This is a genomic window from Clostridium bowmanii, assembly GCF_018861315.1.
Classification (GTDB): Bacteria; Bacillota; Clostridia; order Clostridiales; family Clostridiaceae; genus Clostridium_AD; species Clostridium_AD bowmanii.
The window spans coordinates 195,614-216,558 of the sequence record NZ_JAHLDL010000001.1; the positions used below are offsets into that span (position 1 = coordinate 195,614).

Genomic DNA, 20,945 nt, shown 5'->3' on the forward strand with positions numbered 1-20,945 from the left:
TAGTTTATTTTTATTACAAGTATTTTTTAATAAAATCAAGCATAATAGGAATATTTTTAAAAACAAGTGCAGATAAGTATAACCTTTGACGAAACATTGATTTCTGTAGAAAATGTTCAAATAGCTATAGAAAAACCTGGATACAAGGCTATAGAAGAAGATACCACAGTGGATACAGATAAAGAGAAAAAAGAAAAATAAATAAAACTGTTATGGAAAAAGTTCATCACATCTGCCATATTTGCAGTTCAACTGCTTTATATATCTATGGGTCATATGATAGGAATTCCGCTTCCTAATTTTATTATTACTAAATATCCTTGCTATATACTAATAATTAGTGATAAAATTAGCTTGGGGGAAATTATTATAATTTTCAAATTATTTGCAATGAAATGGGGGCTTTTTAGTAATGAATAAATCACTCCAAAATAGAAGGAAAACTATAGGTGTTTTAATTAACTCTTTTGACGGTTTCTATCAATCACCCGTTTGTAGAGGAATAAAACAGGTTGCTCTTGAAAGAAATCTTGATGTGCTTTTCTTTGCTGGTGGAGCTCTTAATTCCCCTCTTCCAGATGAGGCAAAACAAAATGTTATTTACGATTTAGTTAATACAGATAAACTGGATGGATTAATCATATGCACTGGATTAGTGTACAATTATATTGGTATAGATAAGTTTATTGAGTTCTTAGAACCTTATAGACATATTCCCATGGTTAGTCTTGGAATAGATATTAAAGATATTCCTAGCATAATTTTTGACAACAGACAATGCATGCATTCAATGATTAATCACTTAATTGAACATCATAATTATTCTAAAATAGCTTTCATAACTGGAACTTCACTAAATTCCGAATCCGTCATGAGGTTCGAAGGATACAAAGATGCATTAAAGGAACATAACATACCTTTTGATGAAGAATTAATTGCTGAAGGTGATTTTCATAGGCTATCAGCAGCTAAGGCTGTAGATGATCTTATTGTATATAGAAAGAAGAAACCCCAGGTTATTGTGGTCTCTAACGATGAAATGGCAATTGAAGTATTTTATAGTTTGAAGCATATTGGAATTGAAGTAGGTGTAGATATAGCCTTAACTGGTTTTGATAATGTGGAGGCAGCAAGATCTTTCTCCCCTGCTTTTACCACTATTGAACAACCTATTTTTGAAATGGCTTCATTGTCCACTAAATTTATAGATGAAATTACAGATGGACAATCTGTCCCACAATGTACTTATTTAAAGGGAAAGTTAATAATAAGAGAGTCTTGTGGTTGTTACAATATTTTAAAAAATAAGGCACCCTTATCATTAAAAAGCAATTTAAGTGAAGTTAACGTATATTATAAGGAATGCGAAAGCCTTGAAAAATACTTGAATAATCAAAAGTTCCATTTGGTTGATTTAATAATAAGGGAACTTGGGATGCCTTTAGATAAGATATTAGAGTATACTCCAATCATTATTAATTTATTAAATGCATTTATAAGAGATATAAAAGCACGGAAAATAGAAGGAGATTTTATAGAAGGCTTCAAAAATCTTTTATTTGATTCAATTTTTGAAAAGAAACTTGATTATTCTTGGAATGAAACACTTTATACAATTCGAAACTTTATACTTCCATATATAAATAATTATGAAGTTTTAAGGATAGCAGATGAAATATTTTATATGGCTAGTATTTTAATAGGTAATATTTTCAATAAAAGAGAGTCCATACAACAATTTAATTTTAAAAGAATGTATATAGGTACAAGGGATATATTGAGAGAATTTAATACTATACCTAACGTGGAAGAATTAACTAAGGTTATTATAACTGCAATGTCCTTGTACGAAATTAAACAATGTTATGTGTGTGTTTATGACACCCCTGTTACTAGTTTGTATGGCGCTAAAACCAAGTTACCTTCTAGATCCAAATTGATTTTAGGATATAATCAAGGCAAAATAGCTGAAACACAGTATTTAGATACGCAAGAGATATTGCCCGCGGAATTTATTGGTAAGGGAAAACGCAATGAACTGATTTTATTTCCACTAGTTACAGGTGTCGACTATTTTGGGTATATTGCCTTTGATATGAATGCAGTGGATGAATTTGTTTATGAAACCTTTAGGGAACAGATTAGTAATACCTTGAAAATTCAAATGTTATTTGATGAACGCATAAAAGCAGAAGAACAGTTGAATTTAGCTGTTATTGAGCTTGAAAAGCGTAATGGAGAATTAAAAAACAGTTATGTAATCGATGAGTTAACAGGCATTTTCAATAGAAGAGGATTTTATATGCATGGGGGTAGCCTCTATAAGGCAGCTGCACTAACTGGTGGTAAAGCTATTATGTGCTTTGGAGATGTTGATGGTTTAAAGAAAATTAATGATACTTATGGTCACCAAGAAGGTGATGAAGCTATTTTAACCACTGCGCTCATAATTAGAGAATCCTTTGGAGTAGATGACATAGTAGCCCGTATTGGTGGAGATGAGTTTATAATAATTGCAGCAAATAAATCTAGTGAAAATGAAATCAATTTGACTCGTGAACGTATTAATTCCAATTTCAATAAATATAATTCACTTTCTAATAAGCCATATAAATTAAGTCTTAGTTTAGGGTTTTCAGTTTATTCACCAAATGTGAGTGTTAGCTTTGATCAATTAATTAAAGATGCAGACAAGCAACTCTACAATCAAAAGAAGAAAGTTAAATGTTTCAACCTATAATTTGTTTTTAGAAACTGTTGCTTGCCTTAAAGTTAATACAGAGCCTACTATTTCTCTTTAATTAAATATAATAAATTGTCATCTAGATTATAATAAATGGGAGCTATTAAAATATTAGGGTATTTATTCCTTAACCTCATAGCTTCCTCTAAAACAAACTCTATTTCATTATCAATCTCAAACATTGGAGCAAAATTCATAAAATGCTCCTCTGCCCTCTTTCTTTCCCATCCTACAACATCAACAAGTCCCTTAATAAACTGTTCTCTTTTCGACATAAGATTAACCATTCCACAATGATTGTGGGCTATAAGTGCAATAGTTCTAATTCCTCCTATTGCTATAGTGTACGAAACCTTAAATTCACTAAAACGCAAAGTTCCTCCTCCAGAACGAATTATATATGCAAAGTTGTTGGGGATATGAAGATATTTTCTGTTATCCATACACATTCCTATTAACATCTGTGGGCTACTTACCGTATCATAAGGTGTATTCAAGTTATGATACTCCAATAAAATACTGATGGGTGTATTTTTGTATTCAGCAAGTATATCCTCTTTAGTATTAATCTTTATTAATCTATCCATATTTGTTTTATGCTCCTTAGATTATCTTTATTTTTAATTATCACTCTAATTTGTTTTATAATTATATCATAAAATATTGATTTCTAATACATCTAACTTATTAATAAGAGTTCTAATAAAAGCAACCATATAAAAAAATCTCCCTGCTCAGCAGAGGGATTTTTTTATATGCTTTCAATAATTAATAGCAACATTTACTACTTTGTCTACTTATTTTTAATATCACTTTTAGTGAACATTTTTGTAAGATATGATATAAAAAATCCGAAAATTATAAATCCTACGGGGCCACCATAATTCTGTAATATTGGAACTATTGCTTCTGAAAAGCTTTTTGCTCCTGCAATGTTTTCCCATCCAGCTCCAAAAAATGCTAATATGCCTAATACAAAAACAACAATTGAAGATATTACCACCGCTGCTTTTGATTTTAACATTACAAATGGAGGTATATTCCCTTTAAGCCTATATGTTAAATATGCTGCTGCAAGAACAATATAAGGTATTGCAAGTGATAAGGCTGATAGTGTAGTTAATAGATTGAAGAAATCATCTATTTTATTAAGTCCTGCGAGTGGTACTATTATTAATACTAAAAGCACACCACATTGAACCCAAAGTGCATTAATTAGTGTTCCATCCTCACGTTTTTTTGTTAAAAATTTAGGAAAGGTGCCATCAGGAACCTCTGAGAACATAGCCCTAATTGGAGATTCTAACCAAACCACAAATGCAGCTATAGATGATATAGTTAAAATAAATGCATATATTTGAACAAATATCTTACCATTTAAACCCCAGGTTTCTGCTAATATCTTATAAACAACATAGCCTGCATCCTTAACTCCAGCTTTTGTTATTAATTCAGGTGATGCAACTAAGCATATGGCAAGTGATCCTAGTATATATGCTCCAGCTATAAATGTAGTTGCTATAAGAACAGCTTTTGGAAAAACTTTTTTAGGATTTTCAACGTCCTTAATATAAGTTCCCGCCACCTCAGCTCCTGCAACAGCTAGAATAAGCCAAGAGAAGGTTGAAAAATAACTAGCATCAAATTTTGGAATTACCGTTGCTACTGTGAACGTTGTAGCTGATGGTTGTTTGCCAACTAATACTCCAACAACTGCAAATAATATAAATAAAACTGTAACACCTAAAGTTAATTTTCCACCTAAATCACTGATTTTAGAAAATCTCTTAACTCCAGTTGTAGCTATATAGGTTAATGCTATTGCAAGTCCTAGTCCTAGCCAAATAAGTAACCGTGCATTGGAATCATTAAATCTATTTTCACCAAAAAGTGTCCAAGATACCATTACTGGTATTCTTGAAAAAACCATTTGCAAATAGAATAAATTTGCAACAAAGTAGGACCAAGTACCTATAAAAGCCCATCTTGGACCAATTGAGCATTCTATCCAAGTGTACAGGCCTCCTTCTTTGTCTTTGTTAGCAGAAGAGAGCTCTGCTATCATTATTGATAACGGTAAAAAGAATAATAAGGCAACTATTAGCCATGACGGAATAGCAGCAGGTCCAAGTGCCACTGCATTTGAAGCGATATTCCCGAATCCAAAAGTGGGAACAAATATTAACATTACTAAAGTCCATAAACCGAGTTTTTTTGTGCTATTCATAATTTCACTCCTTAATTTCAACATCATTATATAATATTCTATTAAATATACTAAATTCCTCTATTAATATAAAGAAGACTTTAATATAATACCAGCTTTGTTGTACTTCTAATTTCAGTATCTTTATATAATATTCTCACTCATAAGCAGAATTATCCACAATCATATACTTTTATTCCACTGTTATTTAATTAACGTTATCATTACTCAAGCAAGGACAAGCCCTAATTTAAGGGGCTTGTCCTTGCTTTACTATATATAATAAATTTTCTTATTTTAACATCCTTTTACCTATTACAAAATTTTCTTTGTAGTATCCAGTTAATTCGGATATTTTTACAACATCACCAGGTTTAGGACAATGCGTAAATTTATTATTTCCAATATATATTCCCACATGAGATACTTCAGCCGGAGCAGCTGTATTTGTCATGAAAAATACTAAATCTCCCTTCTGAAGATTATTTATATTAACACATATTCCTTTATTTACCTGGTCCATAGTTGTCCTAGGCAAATTTATACCAAAATTTTTATAACTATACTGCACAAACCCAGAACAATCAAATCCGCCACTTATATATTTACCATTAGCATCAAATTTTGCTGGTGTTGCTCCACCCCATACGTATGGTGTACCAAGAAACGTATTTGAATATGTCACTAATTCAGTTCCAGTTGTTTTTGTATTATATTGTTGTCCATCTTCAACATATTCAGCTTCGTTTGATGAAGTATTAACTACACTTACATATGATTTATAAATATACCCCAATTGCCCAGAAAACTTAATTTTGTAAAATCCATTTTGCTCTCCATAAATTTCCACTTTTTGATTTGGATACATCTTACCAATAGCAAAAGAATCATTACCCAAGGAAGCCGTTTTTCTTACACTTAAAAAATCTGAAGCAGTAATAGTTCCCACTCCTGTAGATTTTAATTCTGGGTTAACAGTAGGTGTAGTAGTTGGTGTAGTAGTTGGTGTAGTAGTTGGTTTAGTAACAGGGCTTGTACTATTTGAGTTTACAATCTTTTGCCCTGTAACTTTTACATATAACGAACTTATATAACTCGTTTTGCCACCATATATTATTTTATAAAAACCATTTGAATTTTCATACATTGTCACTTTGCTTCCAAGCTTAATGCTACCAATCACAGGATAAGTTGTCCCAGCTCCTGACCTTACGTTTAAATCCGTTGCTGTTATTTGTCCATATTTTTCTATGCTAGTGGATTTTACACTTGGCACAGTTTTAGGAACTGGTACACTTTTCACTATTTTTATATATGTCTGATGTACATATCCAGTTTTTCCTTTATAACTTATTTTATAGAAATCCCCTTCTTTTCCAAGTGTATCTATCTTTGCGTTTTTAGATAGGCTACCCGCAATGGAAGATGAAAGTGATGGTTTTTGCCTAATATTTAATGAAGATGCACTAACTACTCCGCTATCCGCAGATGCAATTTGTGAACTTGCTATACTTAATAGCATTACTATAAAAGCTATTCTTTTTTTCATTGGTTACCCCCTGATATTTTTTAAAAATATTTTTAAAACATTTATTATACTTTTAGCACTACCTCAAATTTAATTTTAATATTTCTACTTGCCCTAATACGACTTTATAATCTCATAGGGTGTGTTTGTTCACCCCCTTATTTTTAATATTATTTACTTTTCCATTAAAAATTCTTAAGGAAATATTTCGAAGTAGTATTTCCTTATTATAGCACTGATATCAAAAAAATAGTTGTTTACAAAATGCATTGCTTATAAATATTAGCCATCTTAGCTTATAAATCCTCACAAAATTACTCATTTTCTCTGTATTCCATTTTGCTAATCTTAGGAGCCTCATAACTTTTTTAAGATTAATATATTTTTTAGGAGGAAATTCCATATTTATGTAGAATAGTATATTGGGGAACGTTTACAAGTCGTTAATAAGGGGGACACGGATGAAAAAATTTGAAAGTTTAACATCATTTGCACTTGCTTTATTACTTGCAGGTTCACTAAGTATTAGAACTACAAATGTTCAAGCTAAGGAACCAATATTTGGTGCAAGTAGTATTAATTTAGCTTCAAAAACAACAAAACTTACAGGGGCTAGTATTTCAGCCTACGCAAAAACGCTCATTGGTACACCCTATAAACGTGGTGGAACTACCACATCTGGTTTTGACTGCTCTGGTTTTACTATGCATATTTTTAATCATTTTAATATAAAACTACCACGTACCGCTAACGATCAAACAACAAAAGGTATCGTTGTTAGTAAATCAAACTTAAAGGTAGGAGATTTAGTGTTCTTTGGAGCCGCAATAAGCCATGTTGGCATGTATATTGGCGATGGAAAATTTATACACTCTCCTAAACCAGGATCCTCTGTGAAAATTTTAGAACTAAAACATATGCCAAATTATAATACAGCAAGAAGATTAATATAATAAAAAAAAGAAAAAAAGTATATATTACGCGTATTGCAATACGACTAATGAATTCACTCCGCTAAGAACTACTAATTTTATTTTTAATTAATCTGCTAAAAAATATAAACTCGCTGTCGTAATATATAAATTCGCTAGCGCTCAATCATATATTTTTCTGAGCGTAGATTAATTAAAAATAAAATAAGAAGTTCTAAAACTCGCTTCAATGCATTAAGGATAATCATAAATTAGAGGGCATTCTCATATCTAGATATGAGAATGCCCTCTAATTTCAACCAGAAATTCATTTGATTATATGATTAATTAGCCTCTTGTTCATTGTGAGCAGCATACCACTTACTTAGTAATATCTTCAAAGACGCAGCAACAGGAACAGCTACCAGCATCCCTATAAGCCCACCTAAACTTCCGCCCATAATAATAGCAAGCATAGTAAATACTGGGTGTAATCCCACACTCTCTCCAACAATTTTGGGTGCTAACAAATTATTATCAACTTGTTGAACTACAACCATTCCAATAGTTGCCCACACTGCTGTAATAGGTTGTCCACTTAATAGAGCCATAATTACTGCAAGAATGGTTCCAACAATAGGCCCAATATAGGGTATCATATTACAGATGCCTGCAATAATTCCTATTATCACAGCATAATCTATTCCAATAAAATATAGTACAGTGGCGGATAAAACTCCAACAAAGAAAGCTTCTAGTAATTGACCTCTTATATATTTATAAAATGTTTGATCTATAATACATAGTACTTCCTTTAACTTACTTCCTGTTTTACTTTTCCCAAATATAAGATTAAAAATTTTATTCCATAAATCTATAAAATACTCAGAATCCTGCATTAAATAAATGCTTAATACTATAGCTATTAAAAATGACGCTATATTGCCCCCTATAGATACAATAGAATTTGTCATTTCCCCAATACTTGCAGAAAAATATGTCTGCACATAGCTTACAATTTGAGCAATCTTTTCATTTAAATTGCCACCTAGTATATTTAAGCTTTGCAATTTTTCACTAATAGCGCTAGCTGACAATGTAGAATTCTTTAAATAATTAGTTAGATATTCTGTCATATTAGTTATAGTTATATTATTAGAAAGTTTTCCTCCAACCATAATATATATTCCACTAATAATAGCTATAAAAATAGCAATTACCAGAGCGTACACTCCTAGAATTCCAACTACTCTTCTGTTAGATGCTTTTTTAAATATTTTTTTCTTCTCTAAGAAATTTGCAATACTTTGTACACCTGGCTTTAATAAATATACAATTACTAATGCCATAAGGAGCGGTTTCACTAGTCCAATAATCTTCCCTATTATACTTGATATTAAAGAAAATATATCCCCTATATTATTTAAAATTATTATACCCATATAAATTAGAAGCACGGTACCCGTAGCATATAAACAGTATTTTAATAATTTTTTATCTATTCTCATTTTGGCATACCTCCCAAGCTATGTTACTACCAACCCATATTTAGAGTAATTAACTTAACTTATCACTCTAAATCAAGTTTACAAAGTTAACACCATCAACTCATAATTTGTAAATAGACGTCATTTACTTGTTACTTTATCTATTATATCATTACCTGATCACTTAGCCTACCACAAAAAATAGATTAATCGTTGTTTATATATGTATTTTTAATCACAATAAAATACTATATACACCCTAATAGGAATAGATTAAAATAGAGTAAGTATATTAGGATATTTTCAAGTTTTTAAAGGAGATGTTACATTTGAAAAATAAATTCAAACTATTATTATGTATAATTATTTCAACCTGCTTTATTTCGGTGGGCTGTACAAAAAAAGCTGAACCCATTTCTACTCCTAGCCCATCAATTCCTGCAAAAACAGAAGTCCCTGTAAAGACTCAGCAAAAATACTTTTCTCCCTATACCGGTGAGGAAGTAAATAAAGAAATCTTAAATAATATTGCTGTACTTGCCATAGTTGAAAACTCTGAAACTGCTAGACCTCAATCAGGACTAAATGCTGCTGATATAGTTTATGAAACCATGGCCGAAGGTGGCATTCCTAGATTCATCGCATTATTTCAAAGTGGTGATAGTAAAAAAGTGGGACCAATTAGAAGCGCCAGATCTTATTTCTTAGATATTTCTAAAGAATATAACCTTCCCTTTGCTCATTGTGGGGGTAGCCAAGAAGCACTTGATGATATAAGCAATGAAAATTTAATGAGTATGAATGAAATGACCTATGCTTCTACTTATTGGAGAGATACAATTCGAAAAGCTCCTCATAACCTCTATAGTTCAACTGGTAAATTAAGAGAGCTTGTTAAAACAAAAGGTTATGCAAAAGATCCTACTGTAAAATTGAAATTTGACAAAAGCTATTGGAATGACGAGAAGCTTGACAAAGCCTCTTCTATCCTTTTAAAAATGAACAAGTATTACAATACTAGTTACAGCTATAAAGATGGGGTTTACCTTAAAAGTATGGATGGGAAATCTTCTACAAATAACGAAGATAAACTTCCCCTAGCCTTCAAAAATATAGTGGTTCAGATTACTTCCATTAAAACACAAAAGGATGGAATTCATTTAGACATTTCTCTTATTGGCACAGGTGATGGTTATGTTATTAGCAATGGTAAGTTTGTTAAAATGCACTGGTCAAAGAAAAATCCAACCTCACAAACACTTCTAACTGATGAGGATGGTAATGCTTTGCCCTTAAACCCTGGTAAGACTTGGTGGAACGTTATAGATAAGAGTACAATCGTAGATATTAAATAATTTATAGATATTATTAAATCATTTCAAGAAAAGACTGATGAATAATCACCAGTCTTTTTCAGTATAAAATTTAAAGAGTTTTCAATTCGCAAATACTGTCATTTTCTTTCTCTACAAATCCCTCTATTATTTCTGGAAGTTCCATTAACTCTTCAATACGATCACCTATATAGTCTAGCTTTTCATCTATATTAACTTGTTCACTATCCAAAATCAATACATGTTTATCAAACCTAATTATGAAAATAGAGCCTAGAGTCATTATAATCCCCAATAGTTTAACACCTAGAATTACTTCTTTAAAAAACAAAAAAGAAACAATAACAGAAACAACAATCTCAAGTGAGCTTATGATACCAGCCTTGGATGCCTCAACTCCATAAGATAAACCAGTAATATACAAAATATATGCAAGTACTGTTGGAATTAACCCAAGTCCTACAATACATGCTACTATAGGTAAACTATATTTTACATACAACAAATTCATGGGATTAGAAAACGGCACTAAAAATATCCATCCAAACAGAAAACTGTATAAAATTATGGTCAATGGATGATAATCATTTATAATCGCCTTACTTATAATTGTAACTAGTGCATAAGTGAAACCTGCACCTATTCCCATTAGAACGCCTACTGAGTTTATGTTTAGAGTATCCAGTGAGCCTCCGGTAACAGTTAAAAAACAACCTACAATACATAAAACAAGTGCAGAAATCTTAATTGGAGATAGTACTTCACTATAAAATACCCTGCCCATAATTATTAAAAAAATAGGTGCTGTATATAATAGAATAACTGCTGTTGATATAGTAGTCCTTTTTATTGTCTCAAAATACAGTAGATTAAAAAGTGCTTGCGTAAAAAATCCAATTAGTGCAGTATACTTCAATCCCCTTTTGTCAAATCTTAATAACTTTTTATCTTTAAACCAAATAAATATAAACATTATAATGAATCCTACAACTAGTCTACAAAACACCACAAGTTTTGAATCAAAATTATAAGTAAAAAATAATTTTCCAAACAGTCCTACAGTTCCCCATAGAATTCCTGCTAGCGCAATCATTAAATATCCCTTTATATGTTTTATATTAAATCCCCCCTGAATAAGCATTAGTTGATAAGCCCACTTTATTATATGCTTTTTTCTTAACTTATGCACTATTTACTTAACTAATATAAAGTAACCAAGTATGTATTTCCCCCATAACCTAATATTATAATAATTCTAATCGGAGGAAAACATGATTAGTTTAATACTAACGCCTATACACTATATATACCTTGCCTTTATTATTATCATAATAATTGCTATGGCCAAGAAGAAGGATATAACACTTATATGTATATTGGGAATCTTTATCCTAGGCCTTGCAGGTACAGGTTCAATATCTAAATCTACCATGGGAGTGTTTAATAGCTTTGTTTACGCAACAAAAGAGCTAATGCCTACTATCTTCATAATATCCATCATAACTGCTATGAGCAAAACCCTTATAGCTTCTGGCATAAATGACGAAATAGTCTCTCCTTTTAAAGGTGTCATTAAGAATTATTGGGTTGCTTATTGGGTTATCGGACTTGTTATGATGGTTTTATCTTGGTTTTTCTGGCCATCACCAGCCGTAGCTCTTGTGGGAGCCTTATTTTTACCTATTGCTATAAAAGCCGGATTACCAGCAATGGGTGTGGCCATTTCAATGAACTTATTCGGACACGGCATAGCTCTATCAAGTGATTATATAATTCAAGCTGCTCCTAAACTTACTGCAGGTGGTGCTGGAATCCCAATTGCTAGTGTTATATCTGCAAGCATTCCACTAGTAATAACAATGGGCATAGTTACAACCACTGCAGCATTTTATTTTCTTAGGAAAGATATTAAATTAGGATCGCTATTAAGCAATTCTAAAATCGAAGAAACAAATAACGATTCATCCGATACCATGCTTATTAGTTCAAAAAAACTTCGAAGAATTTTAGCATTATTAATACTAATTCTTTTCACACTAGATATTTATATAATGTACACTGCAAAACTTCAAGGTGGAGATGCTACAGCCCTTATTGGAGGTACAGCTATATTCATATTAAGTTTGGTTTCAATATTAACCTATAAGTGGCGCTCTTTAGATAAAATCACAGATAATCTTGTTAAAGGTCTCCAATTTGGATTTAAAATATTTGGTATTGTTATTCCTATAGCTGCTTTCTTCTATTTAGGAGACTCAGCTATCAATGATATCTTTGGAAAAATACTTCCCCAAAACTCCAATGGGATTGTCAACGACTTAGGTGTTGCGCTTTCAAGCTTAGTTCCCATGAACTCAGCTGTTGCAGCCAGCACAGTTACAGTAGTGGGTGCAATTACTGGACTAGATGGTTCAGGTTTCTCTGGTATATCCTTAGTTGGTTCAATCTCTAAGATCTTTTCAGCAGCTTTAGGTGGAGGTGTCGCAACGCTTACAGCATTAGGTCAAATAGCCGGAATATGGGTAGGTGGTGGAACAATAATTCCTTGGGCAGTAATACCAGTCGCTGCTATTTGTGGTGTAGATGCCTTTGAACTAGCTAAGAAAAATATTAAGCCTGTAGCTATAGGGCTTGTAGTTACTACTTTAGTGGCTATATTTATTCTTTAGTTTATTGTGTAGATAAAGATAAAAAAGATGGCTGTGTCGAAATAGAAAGTATATCTATTTTTACACAGCCTTATCTGTATTGTTATTTTCTACTTTATTTCAACAAGTTCATATTGTTTACTTCCTAAACCTATTTTCTCTGCATAATCAAGAGTAGCTCGGCCTCTTCTAAATATAGTTTTACCATTATTTTTATGGAGCACATCAAGGCAAGCTTTATCAATGGCTACGGGATCAGTTGAAGCGAAAACCCCAACATCCTTTACTATTGGCTTCATATTATGTCCGTCACAATCACAGTTTCTAGTTATATTAAAAGCGAAAGTTATATAAATATTATTCTTACCCAATGCAGCGGCATAAGCATATTCTGCAAGCCGTTCATTAAAGGACCTAGAAACTGATGCAAACCAACTGTTGGAGATAGCATTATAAGGACATACTGTCATACATGAAGCACAACCAATACAAATGCCCTTATCTATCTTTGCTTTTTTATCCACAGTTATTGCATTCTCTGGACATGTTTTTGCACAGGCATTGCAAGCTTTGCACTTAAACGAGCTTATCTTAGGTATTGAGTTTGCATGTTGTGCAAGTTTTCCACCTCTTGATGCACAGCCCATTGCCAGTTGCTTTATAGCACCACCAAACCCAGCAAGTGCATGTCCTTTAAAATGGCTTATAACAATGAGTTGTTTTTTATTAGCAATTTCTTTTCCTATTTTACACTTATTAAAATTCTTTTTATTAATCTCAACTTCTTCAAAAGCTTCGCCATGTTCTCCATCCGCTATTATTATAGGAATCTCTGTAAATCCATGTTCTCGTGCAAGCTTCAAATGCTTTTCTTTTGTAGTTCTTTCTCCTCTATAGAGAACATTAGTCTCTATATATGCGCTATCTATGTTTTTTTCTTTTAAATAATTTATTATTCCAGCAAAATTTTTAGATCCTATAAATGTTTTATTTCCTTTCTCTCCAAAATGAACTTTAAGGGGTATAAACTTTTCGAGATTTAAACTTTCTTCTTCTACAAGCTTTTTTAAAAGTTCTCTTGCAGTGCCACTTATCTCTTCTGTTTTGGAGTATGAATCTATAGCTTTAAAATATACCTTATTCACCACGAAAACCTACCTCTCTATACTTTAATTTTTTTACTAATAATTCAATTTTCATTTCCTATCTTTGTTTAAAATTGAGCTAAGTTCCTCTAATCCTAAGATCATTTTCTCGGCTTTTGAGGGTTCCAGTCCCCCAACAACTACATCTTCAAATCTATCATTAATGCAAGCTACATCAATACACTTTAAGCATTTATTAGATATAGATAAATTAACCATTCTTCTATTTTCAACCGGTATTTCCCGGGACACATATTCTCTATTTACAAGTCCATCTACTATCCTTGAAACTGAACTTTTAGGAATCTCTATTTTTTCACTAACTTCATTTAAAGACAGAGTTTTATTTTCATATAGTTCAAGCATTATCATCATTTCTGGAACTGATAGTTCAAATTCTTTTGAAATAGATTTTAAGCACCCCTGAATAGATTTAAATAGTGAGATCAGTTTTTCTGCACAACCGCCTGTATAACACATAATAGCACTTCCTTCTACTTATGAAATAACTCTTTTGCCACCACATCCGGATGATGATAACGGCCTCTTTTTACTGTTACCTTTTTATATTGAATTGATTTCTGTGGACACCACTGCATACATGCAACGCATTGCTCACATTTATGTTGCCACTGAGGTTTGCCCTCATTCATTTTTATATTATTAGCAGGACACACCTTTAAACATATACCACAACCATTACATTTATCATCAGTCCAAAAATTTTCATCTTTTTCATAAGGCTTAAAACTAGAGTAAATCACAGCACCAAATGCCTTCGTTATGCTTTCGCCTACTCCACTAAAATTAACTATTTCATTATTATTTATGCTTCTAACAATTCCAGTGATTTTTTCTTCTTCATTTTTAAAGTCCTTCTTTTGTTTTTCCTCTGAGTAAGGTGCATACATTACTTGATAATTTCCTGGCATCTTCACTTTAAATGCTGCTGAAAGCTTAAGACCCTTATAAGTTAACAACTTTTCTAATTGGACAATAGAAGCACCCGCTGCTGCACCAAATGTGACAATTGTAAAAACATATGCATCTTTTGCGATTTCAGCACTTTCAATAAACTCTTTAACTAAACGTGGCATTCCAAAAGAATATACTGGAAAAACGATTCCAATTTTTTTACTGGTTGTTTTATTAATCTCCATATTATCCCTACAAATTTGTACAACTTCTGTATCTTTTAATCCGGCCGCTATATCCTTTGCTACCTTTAAAGAATTCCCTGTACCACTAAAATAGTAAATTGTTGTTTTCATAGAAAAACACCCCTATACTCAATATTATTTTTCTAAAAAATAGTTCCACATGGAACTATTCCATTATATATAATACTATTGTAAATTATTATCACTGTCAAGTGACTATGAAAAAAAATATAACACCCGCTTTTAAGCAGATGTTATATTTTAATTTGTTATTTAGTCATGAAATCTTTACCTCGATGTAGATCAATTTCCTCTATTTTTATTACTTTAAGTGATCCCTTAATCTCTTGTTCCAAGGCTAGCTTTCCATATTTATCTACTTCTTTTTTATCTTTTGGACCATGATTAAGGGACGCTGGTCCACCTATACATCCACCACTACAAGCCATTCCTTCTATAAAATTACCATTTAATCTGTTGAATTTTAATAATTTCAGAGCTTTATCACATTCAATAAGGCCATCACAACTTATAGGTGTAAACTCAACTGAAGTATTTTCAGAAGATTCCACTAAGTGTTTTACTGCTTCCGTAAGACCTCCTGATCTAGCAAAAATCCTTCCATAAAAAGAAGCATTATTTAGGGGAAGTTCTTCGCACCCTTCAAGATCTATATCGAAAGCATCAAACATTGCCTGAAGCTCTTCAAAAGTCATTGCATAATCAGTAATTCCTTTTATATCCACTTGCTTTATTTCCATTTTTTTAGCCGTACAAGGTCCTATAAATACAACTTTAGCTAGTGGATCTGTGTTTTTAATTAGCTTAGAAATTGCTATCATTGGTGACACTGTACTTGAAACATATTTACCGAGTTCTGGGTAATGTTTCTTAATGTAAGATACAAAAGCTGGGCAACAAGAGCTTGTCATAGCTTTGAGTTCATCAATATTTTCTAAAAACTCACTTGTTTCATTATGTGCTACCATATCTGCACCCAGAGCTACTTCTATGACATCTTTAAATCCCATTTGTTTTATACCCGAAACTACTTGACCAAGCTTCACATAGGTAAATTGACTAGAGATTGCAGGTGCAACCACAGCATACACATGTTTATTTTCATCTTCTTTTGCTTCTACTAAAAGCTTAGTAATACTTACTACTGAGGATTTATCCATAATTGCACCGAAAGGGCACTGATAAACACAAGCACCACATTGTATACATTTTTCATCATCTATTACTGCTTTTTTATCTTCATCAATACTTAAAGCACCTGCATTACATGCTCTAATACAAGGCCTCTTAACATCCGAAATTGCGTTGTATGGACAAACATCTCTACATTTACCACATTCAACACATTTATTAGTATCAATGTAAGATCGCCTATTTATAGAATGAATTGCGCCAACAGGGCATACTTGTACACATTTATGTGTAAGACAACCTCTACAAGCTTCAGTAACCGTAAATCGTTGTATAGGACACTCATCACAAGCAATATTTATTACTTGCACAACATTTTTATTCTTCTTATCTCCGCCCATTACAATTTTTATTCTTTCCCCTATAATTGCTCTTTCTTTATGAATACAACAACGGGTTCTTGCTTTAGGTCCTGGAATAAGAACCTTAAATAAATTTTTACCTTCTTTTTTTAGAGTTCCTTTAATAGTAAGTTTAACTATCTCTCTTAATACCTCATATTTTATAAGTTGTATATCATTATCAAAAACCTTCAAATTTATCACTTCTCCTATTATTGGTGTTAAGGTGTAAATATCTTTTTCAGTTTTTAAAAATAGTAAAAGATATTTACTGCCTATCATCGAGATTATATTCATTTAAAAAGCTACTAACATCATTTTATTAACTGAAAATGCAGAGCTCCAATTAATTTTTACAGATACCCCTTTTGCGCATTTACGTGACAAAAATATGCTTTAACTTCAACATCATTATCTAATTTGTTTTCTTCAATCATTTTGGGAATCCCATAAGTTACATCATAGTACTTTTTAAAGAAACAGATACTACCACTACATACGGTTATACGGTTAAGGTTTCAATATATGTATCACTTCTAAAAAAATTTAACTATGTTAAAATAATATCACTATCTTGACAAATGAGCAAGTGGGACCCATAAGTACCAATAGAGGAAAGAGCAGAATATATTTCTATATTCTGCTCTTTCCTCTTCTACTAAAATGCTAAATAGCATTAATATACTATTTTAGTTATTCCTAAGGTCTTAAGAATCCCTGTTGAAATTGCTTTGGCCACTGTTATTTGATATGCATGTGTAACTAAAAGCTTCTCTTCTGTTGGATTAGAAATAAAGGATGTTTCTACTAATATGGCAGTAGCATTTGTATTATTTAATACATAAAACCCTGCAGTTTTAACCTTCCTATCTACTCTTCCAGTTGCCTTAATTAATTCAGTTTGAACAGCGTTAGCCAACTTTTGTCCAGCTGCACTGCCACTCTTATAAAAAGTCTCGATACCGCTAACTGTTGAAATAAAGCTATTTGCGTGAATACTTACAAAATAATCTGGTTTTGCATTATTTGAAACATCACATTTTGCTTGGAGACTTTGGGTTTTATCAATTGTTCTTGTGTATGTTACTTCAACACCATTCTTAGCTAATATATTTCCTACTTTTAAAGAAATTGCCAATACTATAGCCTTTTCTTGAGCACCTCTTGGTCCTACTGCCCCTGAATCCTTTCCTCCATGACCTGGATCTAAAACTATTTTGTATTTCTTTATAGCTGGTACTTTTACATTAATCGTAACATTAATTTTCTCATCATAATTTTTTATAATTCCTTCATAGGTATAAGTGCCTGCCTTTGTTAAAGAAACTGAATCTTGAAGCCATTCTACTGCAACAGCCTTTTTAACGTTATTACTCATAGTAGCCTGGACTGTTTTAGGGAAGGTGTAAATATTTCCTACCTCTGAATTAACTATTATATCAGCCACTGAGGATATTTCAAAAATCGAGTCGTAACTAGTATCTGTATTGGCAAACCCAGCATAATTCATTAACCCATTAGCTATTGCCTTTGCAGCATTATTTTGATACTTTTCACTAGTTAATAATGTCTCTTCTTGTGGATTGCTTAAGAATCCCAATTCCAAAACTACAGCAGGGCAACTTGTCTTTTTTAATATTTGCAAATTTTCTTCATTACTTGCTGCTTTTATTCCCCTATCGCTGGCTTCTGTTGCTTTTATTAATTCCGTTTGCATTAGCCCAGCTAATACCTTATTATTATTGCTAGCATCAGATAGGTAATATGTTTCAATACCATTTGCTGTATCCGAAGAATATGAATTAGTATTTATACTTAAGAATACATCAGCCTTTGCATTTTTAGCTATTGTAGCTTTTGCATCATCCTCATTAAGCTTGTCCCAAGTTACTGCATCGCTATCTCTAGTATATATTACTTTAAATCCTCTAGTTTTTAGTATATTACCTAGTTTTAATGCTGTGCTTAAATTTATATCCTTAGCCTCTGCACCATTTTTACCAGTGTTTTCTGTATAGTACTGAGCCGGGTCAATACATACTGTGAAGTCACTTGGCTTTGTAACTGCACTTTCAGTATTAAAATTCATTCTAACTTCTTTAGGAAGAGGCTTCCCATCTGCAGACTTAACTGCATTTGTCACTATCAATGTATATGCCGTATCGGCATCATACTCTTTTGCGGGACTTACTATTACATTCTTATTATTATTAGCTAACTTAACATTAATGTCGATGTTTTTATTATCCCCGCCAACCACCTTAATGTTTGTGGTATTAACAGTGGTAGAACTCAGTGATTTATTAAAACTCACTGTCCAAGGTTTACTAACTACCACATTTTCTTTATCTCCCATATCTGTATACGTAGTAGCCTTAACTATTATTTGCATAGGTATACATAATGCAAAAGATAAAATCATAATTATAAATGCTTTAAAGATATTTTTCATATAGCCCTCCTAGACCCCCATAGTTTTCATATTTAACTAATTATACTATTGATTGTATAATTTTAAATATCATTGTAATTTGTGGTATTAATTCTGAGTTAAGTATACTATACTTTTGTCTTCATCTCTATGATTTTTTCAATTCTTTTAATTTTTTTAAAAGTTGCATTAAAATACAATAAATTAAATTTTTTTTCCAAGTTATAACTATCCTATCGAGATACTTACAAATAACTACCTACTATTTCTAAAATCTTGTAAATTTTGCAAAAAGGTTTAATTTATGCTATAGTTTTAAAGGTGTCAAATCGAATTTTGACTAAATATGGTTCATTAGTTGGGATTTTAATAATTGTGGGTATTAAGCGAATTAAATTTAGCTTATAATTCTGAATAAATAGTATTAAAGGAAATTATAACAAAAGAGCTAAGACCGATTGGTTTTAGCTCTTTTGTTACCTTCTCTCTGCGTATATGATTGATGCTACGGCTCTCTCTCCCAAATTATCACAAGGATTGTTTAGAATTTCATCGTCATAAACCAATGTAGAAGAAGAACCCCCATCTAAATTAACAGCATTATAAGCACCATAGTCATACAATACATCTTGAGCCTCTCTTAACGTGGCGCCTATACTACTTAACTGTCTACCGTCAATAACTAAAAATATTATTGCTCCATCTTTCCTCTGGGCAATACACGTTCTAGGTGCTATGCCCCATCCACCATCACCTGTATTTATAGCTTTTTTTCCATCAACTATCATAGCTGGTCCAAATGATACCGCTTCAGTTACTCCAAGACTTTTCATTTCTTTAATAGTATAAGGCCCAACTAGCAATTTACCCACTTTAGTTAATGCTACAGATTGTCTCTTTTGATTTTCATCCTTTATACCATCATAAACAATTTTTCCATTAGACATTATAATCCCCGCTGGATTTGCTCCAGTCCCTGTCCAAAGTGATTCAGCAGTTTTATCTGTAAACCCACCACCATTAATAGCCGCAATAGCATTATTAGCTTTTGCAATATCACTAGTGAGCTCGCCCTCTTTGCCAATTTTACTGCTATAGCCTACTTTTATCCTAGTTGGATCATTGATTATTAATAGATACCCTTTAAATTTTCTCCCTTTTATATCATACCTTTCAATACCTTTATCATTTTTGTTTTTTATCTTTATCTCAGATTTTAAATTATCTTGAACTATATCATCTACCTTTTGTTCACTCATAATTTGTTTTATTTTAGCATCAGATATAAATGATGTTGCTAACCATTGCAGTGTAAGAGTAGTCATGGCCGCACCTACTACTGTAGTCTTTGCATTCTTAAAGGGACCATAATAGAGCACAAACGGCCCTGTAATGGCTGTGAAAGCAATTTCAAATAATATAAACAATAAAATCAGTGTGCTTATATGTTTTTTGCTTTTCCTGTTTTTTTTACTTTCACTGTTTTTTTTACTTTCACCACTCTTTTTTGTTTTAATCATGTTTCCCATCCTTTTTATTAATCTCTAATTCAGCATTAATTTAATATACTAAAACATAAAGCTAACCGCTTGTGAAATCTAAAGGTAATTTATCCTATACCTATTATATTATACCATGCTTTTATATAATCCAAGTATATTATATATTTCTTAAAAGCTACTTTTTAATTAGTTAAGAATACAATATATTATAACCGTTTAAACTTTGTCCTATTGTCATGCCATATTTACCTTGTTTACACCTCTTAAAAATTATAGTATATTAGATAATAACTAAAA

The 20,945-nt window shown here is 31.8% G+C and carries 16 protein-coding genes; 5 read left to right on the forward strand and 11 right to left on the reverse strand.

Features of this window, described 5'->3' with window-relative positions; all coding sequences use genetic code 11:
• The first annotated feature begins 66 nt into the window (after nt 1-66).
• Together KPL51_RS23845 and KPL51_RS00900 are read left to right on the forward strand one after the other, a co-directional pair.
• A complete protein-coding gene (locus KPL51_RS23845; RefSeq protein WP_263628128.1) occupies nt 67-201 on the forward strand; it encodes a hypothetical protein in 135 nt (44 codons plus the stop codon).
• A 211-nt stretch (nt 202-412) separates the two neighbouring features.
• Nucleotides 413-2,740, forward strand: coding sequence for a GGDEF domain-containing protein (locus KPL51_RS00900; RefSeq protein ID WP_216155917.1), 2,328 nt, complete (start codon nt 413-415; stop codon nt 2,738-2,740).
• Nucleotides 2,741-2,787: 47 nt separating this feature from the next.
• On the opposite strand, the gene KPL51_RS00905 is transcribed toward KPL51_RS00900, so the two are convergent.
• The 3 genes from KPL51_RS00905 to KPL51_RS00915 form a co-directional block, all read right to left on the reverse strand.
• Nucleotides 2,788-3,330, reverse strand: coding sequence for a carbonic anhydrase (locus KPL51_RS00905; protein WP_216155921.1), 543 nt, complete (start codon nt 3,328-3,330; stop codon nt 2,788-2,790).
• A gap of 206 nt (nt 3,331-3,536) precedes the next feature.
• Nucleotides 3,537-4,970: an amino acid permease gene (locus KPL51_RS00910; protein ID WP_216155924.1), complete on the reverse strand. Its 1,434-nt coding sequence runs from the start codon at nt 4,968-4,970 to the stop codon at nt 3,537-3,539.
• 271 nt (nt 4,971-5,241) lie between these two features.
• A complete protein-coding gene (locus KPL51_RS00915) occupies nt 5,242-6,498 on the reverse strand; it encodes a C40 family peptidase (RefSeq protein ID WP_216155927.1) in 1,257 nt (418 codons plus the stop codon).
• A 440-nt stretch (nt 6,499-6,938) separates the two neighbouring features.
• Between KPL51_RS00915 and KPL51_RS00920 the strand changes: the two genes are divergently transcribed.
• Nucleotides 6,939-7,430 (forward strand): C40 family peptidase, encoded by a 492-nt coding sequence (locus KPL51_RS00920; protein ID WP_216155930.1) that lies wholly within the window; start codon nt 6,939-6,941, stop codon nt 7,428-7,430.
• 302 nt (nt 7,431-7,732) lie between these two features.
• On the opposite strand, the gene KPL51_RS00925 is transcribed toward KPL51_RS00920, so the two are convergent.
• A complete protein-coding gene (locus tag KPL51_RS00925) occupies nt 7,733-8,896 on the reverse strand; it encodes an AI-2E family transporter (RefSeq protein WP_216155933.1) in 1,164 nt (387 codons plus the stop codon).
• Between the two features lie 308 nt (nt 8,897-9,204).
• Here KPL51_RS00925 and KPL51_RS00930 point away from each other — a divergent pair, with 308 nt between their 5' ends.
• A complete protein-coding gene (locus KPL51_RS00930) occupies nt 9,205-10,230 on the forward strand; it encodes a DUF3048 domain-containing protein (RefSeq protein ID WP_216155936.1) in 1,026 nt (341 codons plus the stop codon).
• A 70-nt stretch (nt 10,231-10,300) separates the two neighbouring features.
• On the opposite strand, the gene KPL51_RS00935 is transcribed toward KPL51_RS00930, so the two are convergent.
• On the reverse strand, nt 10,301-11,350 hold the full coding sequence (locus KPL51_RS00935; RefSeq protein ID WP_216155939.1) for a DMT family transporter: 1,050 nt from the start codon (nt 11,348-11,350) through the stop codon (nt 10,301-10,303).
• A gap of 130 nt (nt 11,351-11,480) precedes the next feature.
• Here KPL51_RS00935 and KPL51_RS00940 point away from each other — a divergent pair, with 130 nt between their 5' ends.
• Nucleotides 11,481-12,878, forward strand: a complete 1,398-nt coding sequence (locus KPL51_RS00940) for a hypothetical protein (RefSeq protein ID WP_216155942.1) — start codon at nt 11,481-11,483, stop codon at nt 12,876-12,878.
• A gap of 89 nt (nt 12,879-12,967) precedes the next feature.
• On the opposite strand, the gene KPL51_RS00945 is transcribed toward KPL51_RS00940, so the two are convergent.
• The 6 genes from KPL51_RS00945 to KPL51_RS00970 form a co-directional block, all read right to left on the reverse strand.
• Nucleotides 12,968-14,005, reverse strand: coding sequence for a DUF362 domain-containing protein (locus KPL51_RS00945; RefSeq protein ID WP_312888261.1), 1,038 nt, complete (start codon nt 14,003-14,005; stop codon nt 12,968-12,970).
• Between the two features lie 48 nt (nt 14,006-14,053).
• On the reverse strand, nt 14,054-14,482 hold the full coding sequence (locus tag KPL51_RS00950) for a MarR family winged helix-turn-helix transcriptional regulator (protein WP_216155944.1): 429 nt from the start codon (nt 14,480-14,482) through the stop codon (nt 14,054-14,056).
• A 14-nt stretch (nt 14,483-14,496) separates the two neighbouring features.
• Nucleotides 14,497-15,273: an EFR1 family ferrodoxin gene (locus KPL51_RS00955; RefSeq protein WP_216155948.1), complete on the reverse strand. Its 777-nt coding sequence runs from the start codon at nt 15,271-15,273 to the stop codon at nt 14,497-14,499.
• Nucleotides 15,274-15,431: 158 nt separating this feature from the next.
• A complete protein-coding gene (locus KPL51_RS00960; RefSeq protein WP_224853446.1) occupies nt 15,432-17,012 on the reverse strand; it encodes a 4Fe-4S dicluster domain-containing protein in 1,581 nt (526 codons plus the stop codon).
• A gap of 379 nt (nt 17,013-17,391) precedes the next feature.
• Nucleotides 17,392-19,167: an N-acetylmuramoyl-L-alanine amidase gene (locus tag KPL51_RS00965; protein WP_216155951.1), complete on the reverse strand. Its 1,776-nt coding sequence runs from the start codon at nt 19,165-19,167 to the stop codon at nt 17,392-17,394.
• Between the two features lie 455 nt (nt 19,168-19,622).
• Entirely contained in the window at nt 19,623-20,666 is a 1,044-nt protein-coding gene (locus KPL51_RS00970) for a phosphodiester glycosidase family protein (RefSeq protein WP_216155953.1), read from the reverse strand.
• Between the last annotated feature and the right edge of the window lie 279 nt (nt 20,667-20,945).

What these genes read in the sequence shown, in the direction of transcription:
- KPL51_RS00970 (WP_216155953.1), bottom strand. Translation starts at nt 20,666, where the DNA reads ATGATTAAAACAAAAAAGAGTGGTGAAAGTAAAAAAAACAGTGAAAGT.
- KPL51_RS00950 (WP_216155944.1), bottom strand. Translation starts at nt 14,482, where the DNA reads ATGTGTTATACAGGCGGTTGTGCAGAAAAACTGATCTCACTATTTAAA.
- KPL51_RS00940 (WP_216155942.1), top strand. Translation starts at nt 11,481, where the DNA reads ATGATTAGTTTAATACTAACGCCTATACACTATATATACCTTGCCTTT.
- KPL51_RS00965 (WP_216155951.1), bottom strand. Translation starts at nt 19,167, where the DNA reads ATGAAAAATATCTTTAAAGCATTTATAATTATGATTTTATCTTTTGCA.
- KPL51_RS00920 (WP_216155930.1), top strand. Translation starts at nt 6,939, where the DNA reads ATGAAAAAATTTGAAAGTTTAACATCATTTGCACTTGCTTTATTACTT.
- KPL51_RS00905 (WP_216155921.1), bottom strand. Translation starts at nt 3,330, where the DNA reads ATGGATAGATTAATAAAGATTAATACTAAAGAGGATATACTTGCTGAA.
- KPL51_RS00960 (WP_224853446.1), bottom strand. Translation starts at nt 17,012, where the DNA reads ATGAATATAATCTCGATGATAGGCAGTAAATATCTTTTACTATTTTTA.
- KPL51_RS00925 (WP_216155933.1), bottom strand. Translation starts at nt 8,896, where the DNA reads ATGAGAATAGATAAAAAATTATTAAAATACTGTTTATATGCTACGGGT.
- KPL51_RS00935 (WP_216155939.1), bottom strand. Translation starts at nt 11,350, where the DNA reads ATGCTTATTCAGGGGGGATTTAATATAAAACATATAAAGGGATATTTA.
- KPL51_RS00900 (WP_216155917.1), top strand. Translation starts at nt 413, where the DNA reads ATGAATAAATCACTCCAAAATAGAAGGAAAACTATAGGTGTTTTAATT.
- KPL51_RS00955 (WP_216155948.1), bottom strand. Translation starts at nt 15,273, where the DNA reads ATGAAAACAACAATTTACTATTTTAGTGGTACAGGGAATTCTTTAAAG.
- KPL51_RS00910 (WP_216155924.1), bottom strand. Translation starts at nt 4,970, where the DNA reads ATGAATAGCACAAAAAAACTCGGTTTATGGACTTTAGTAATGTTAATA.
- KPL51_RS00915 (WP_216155927.1), bottom strand. Translation starts at nt 6,498, where the DNA reads ATGAAAAAAAGAATAGCTTTTATAGTAATGCTATTAAGTATAGCAAGT.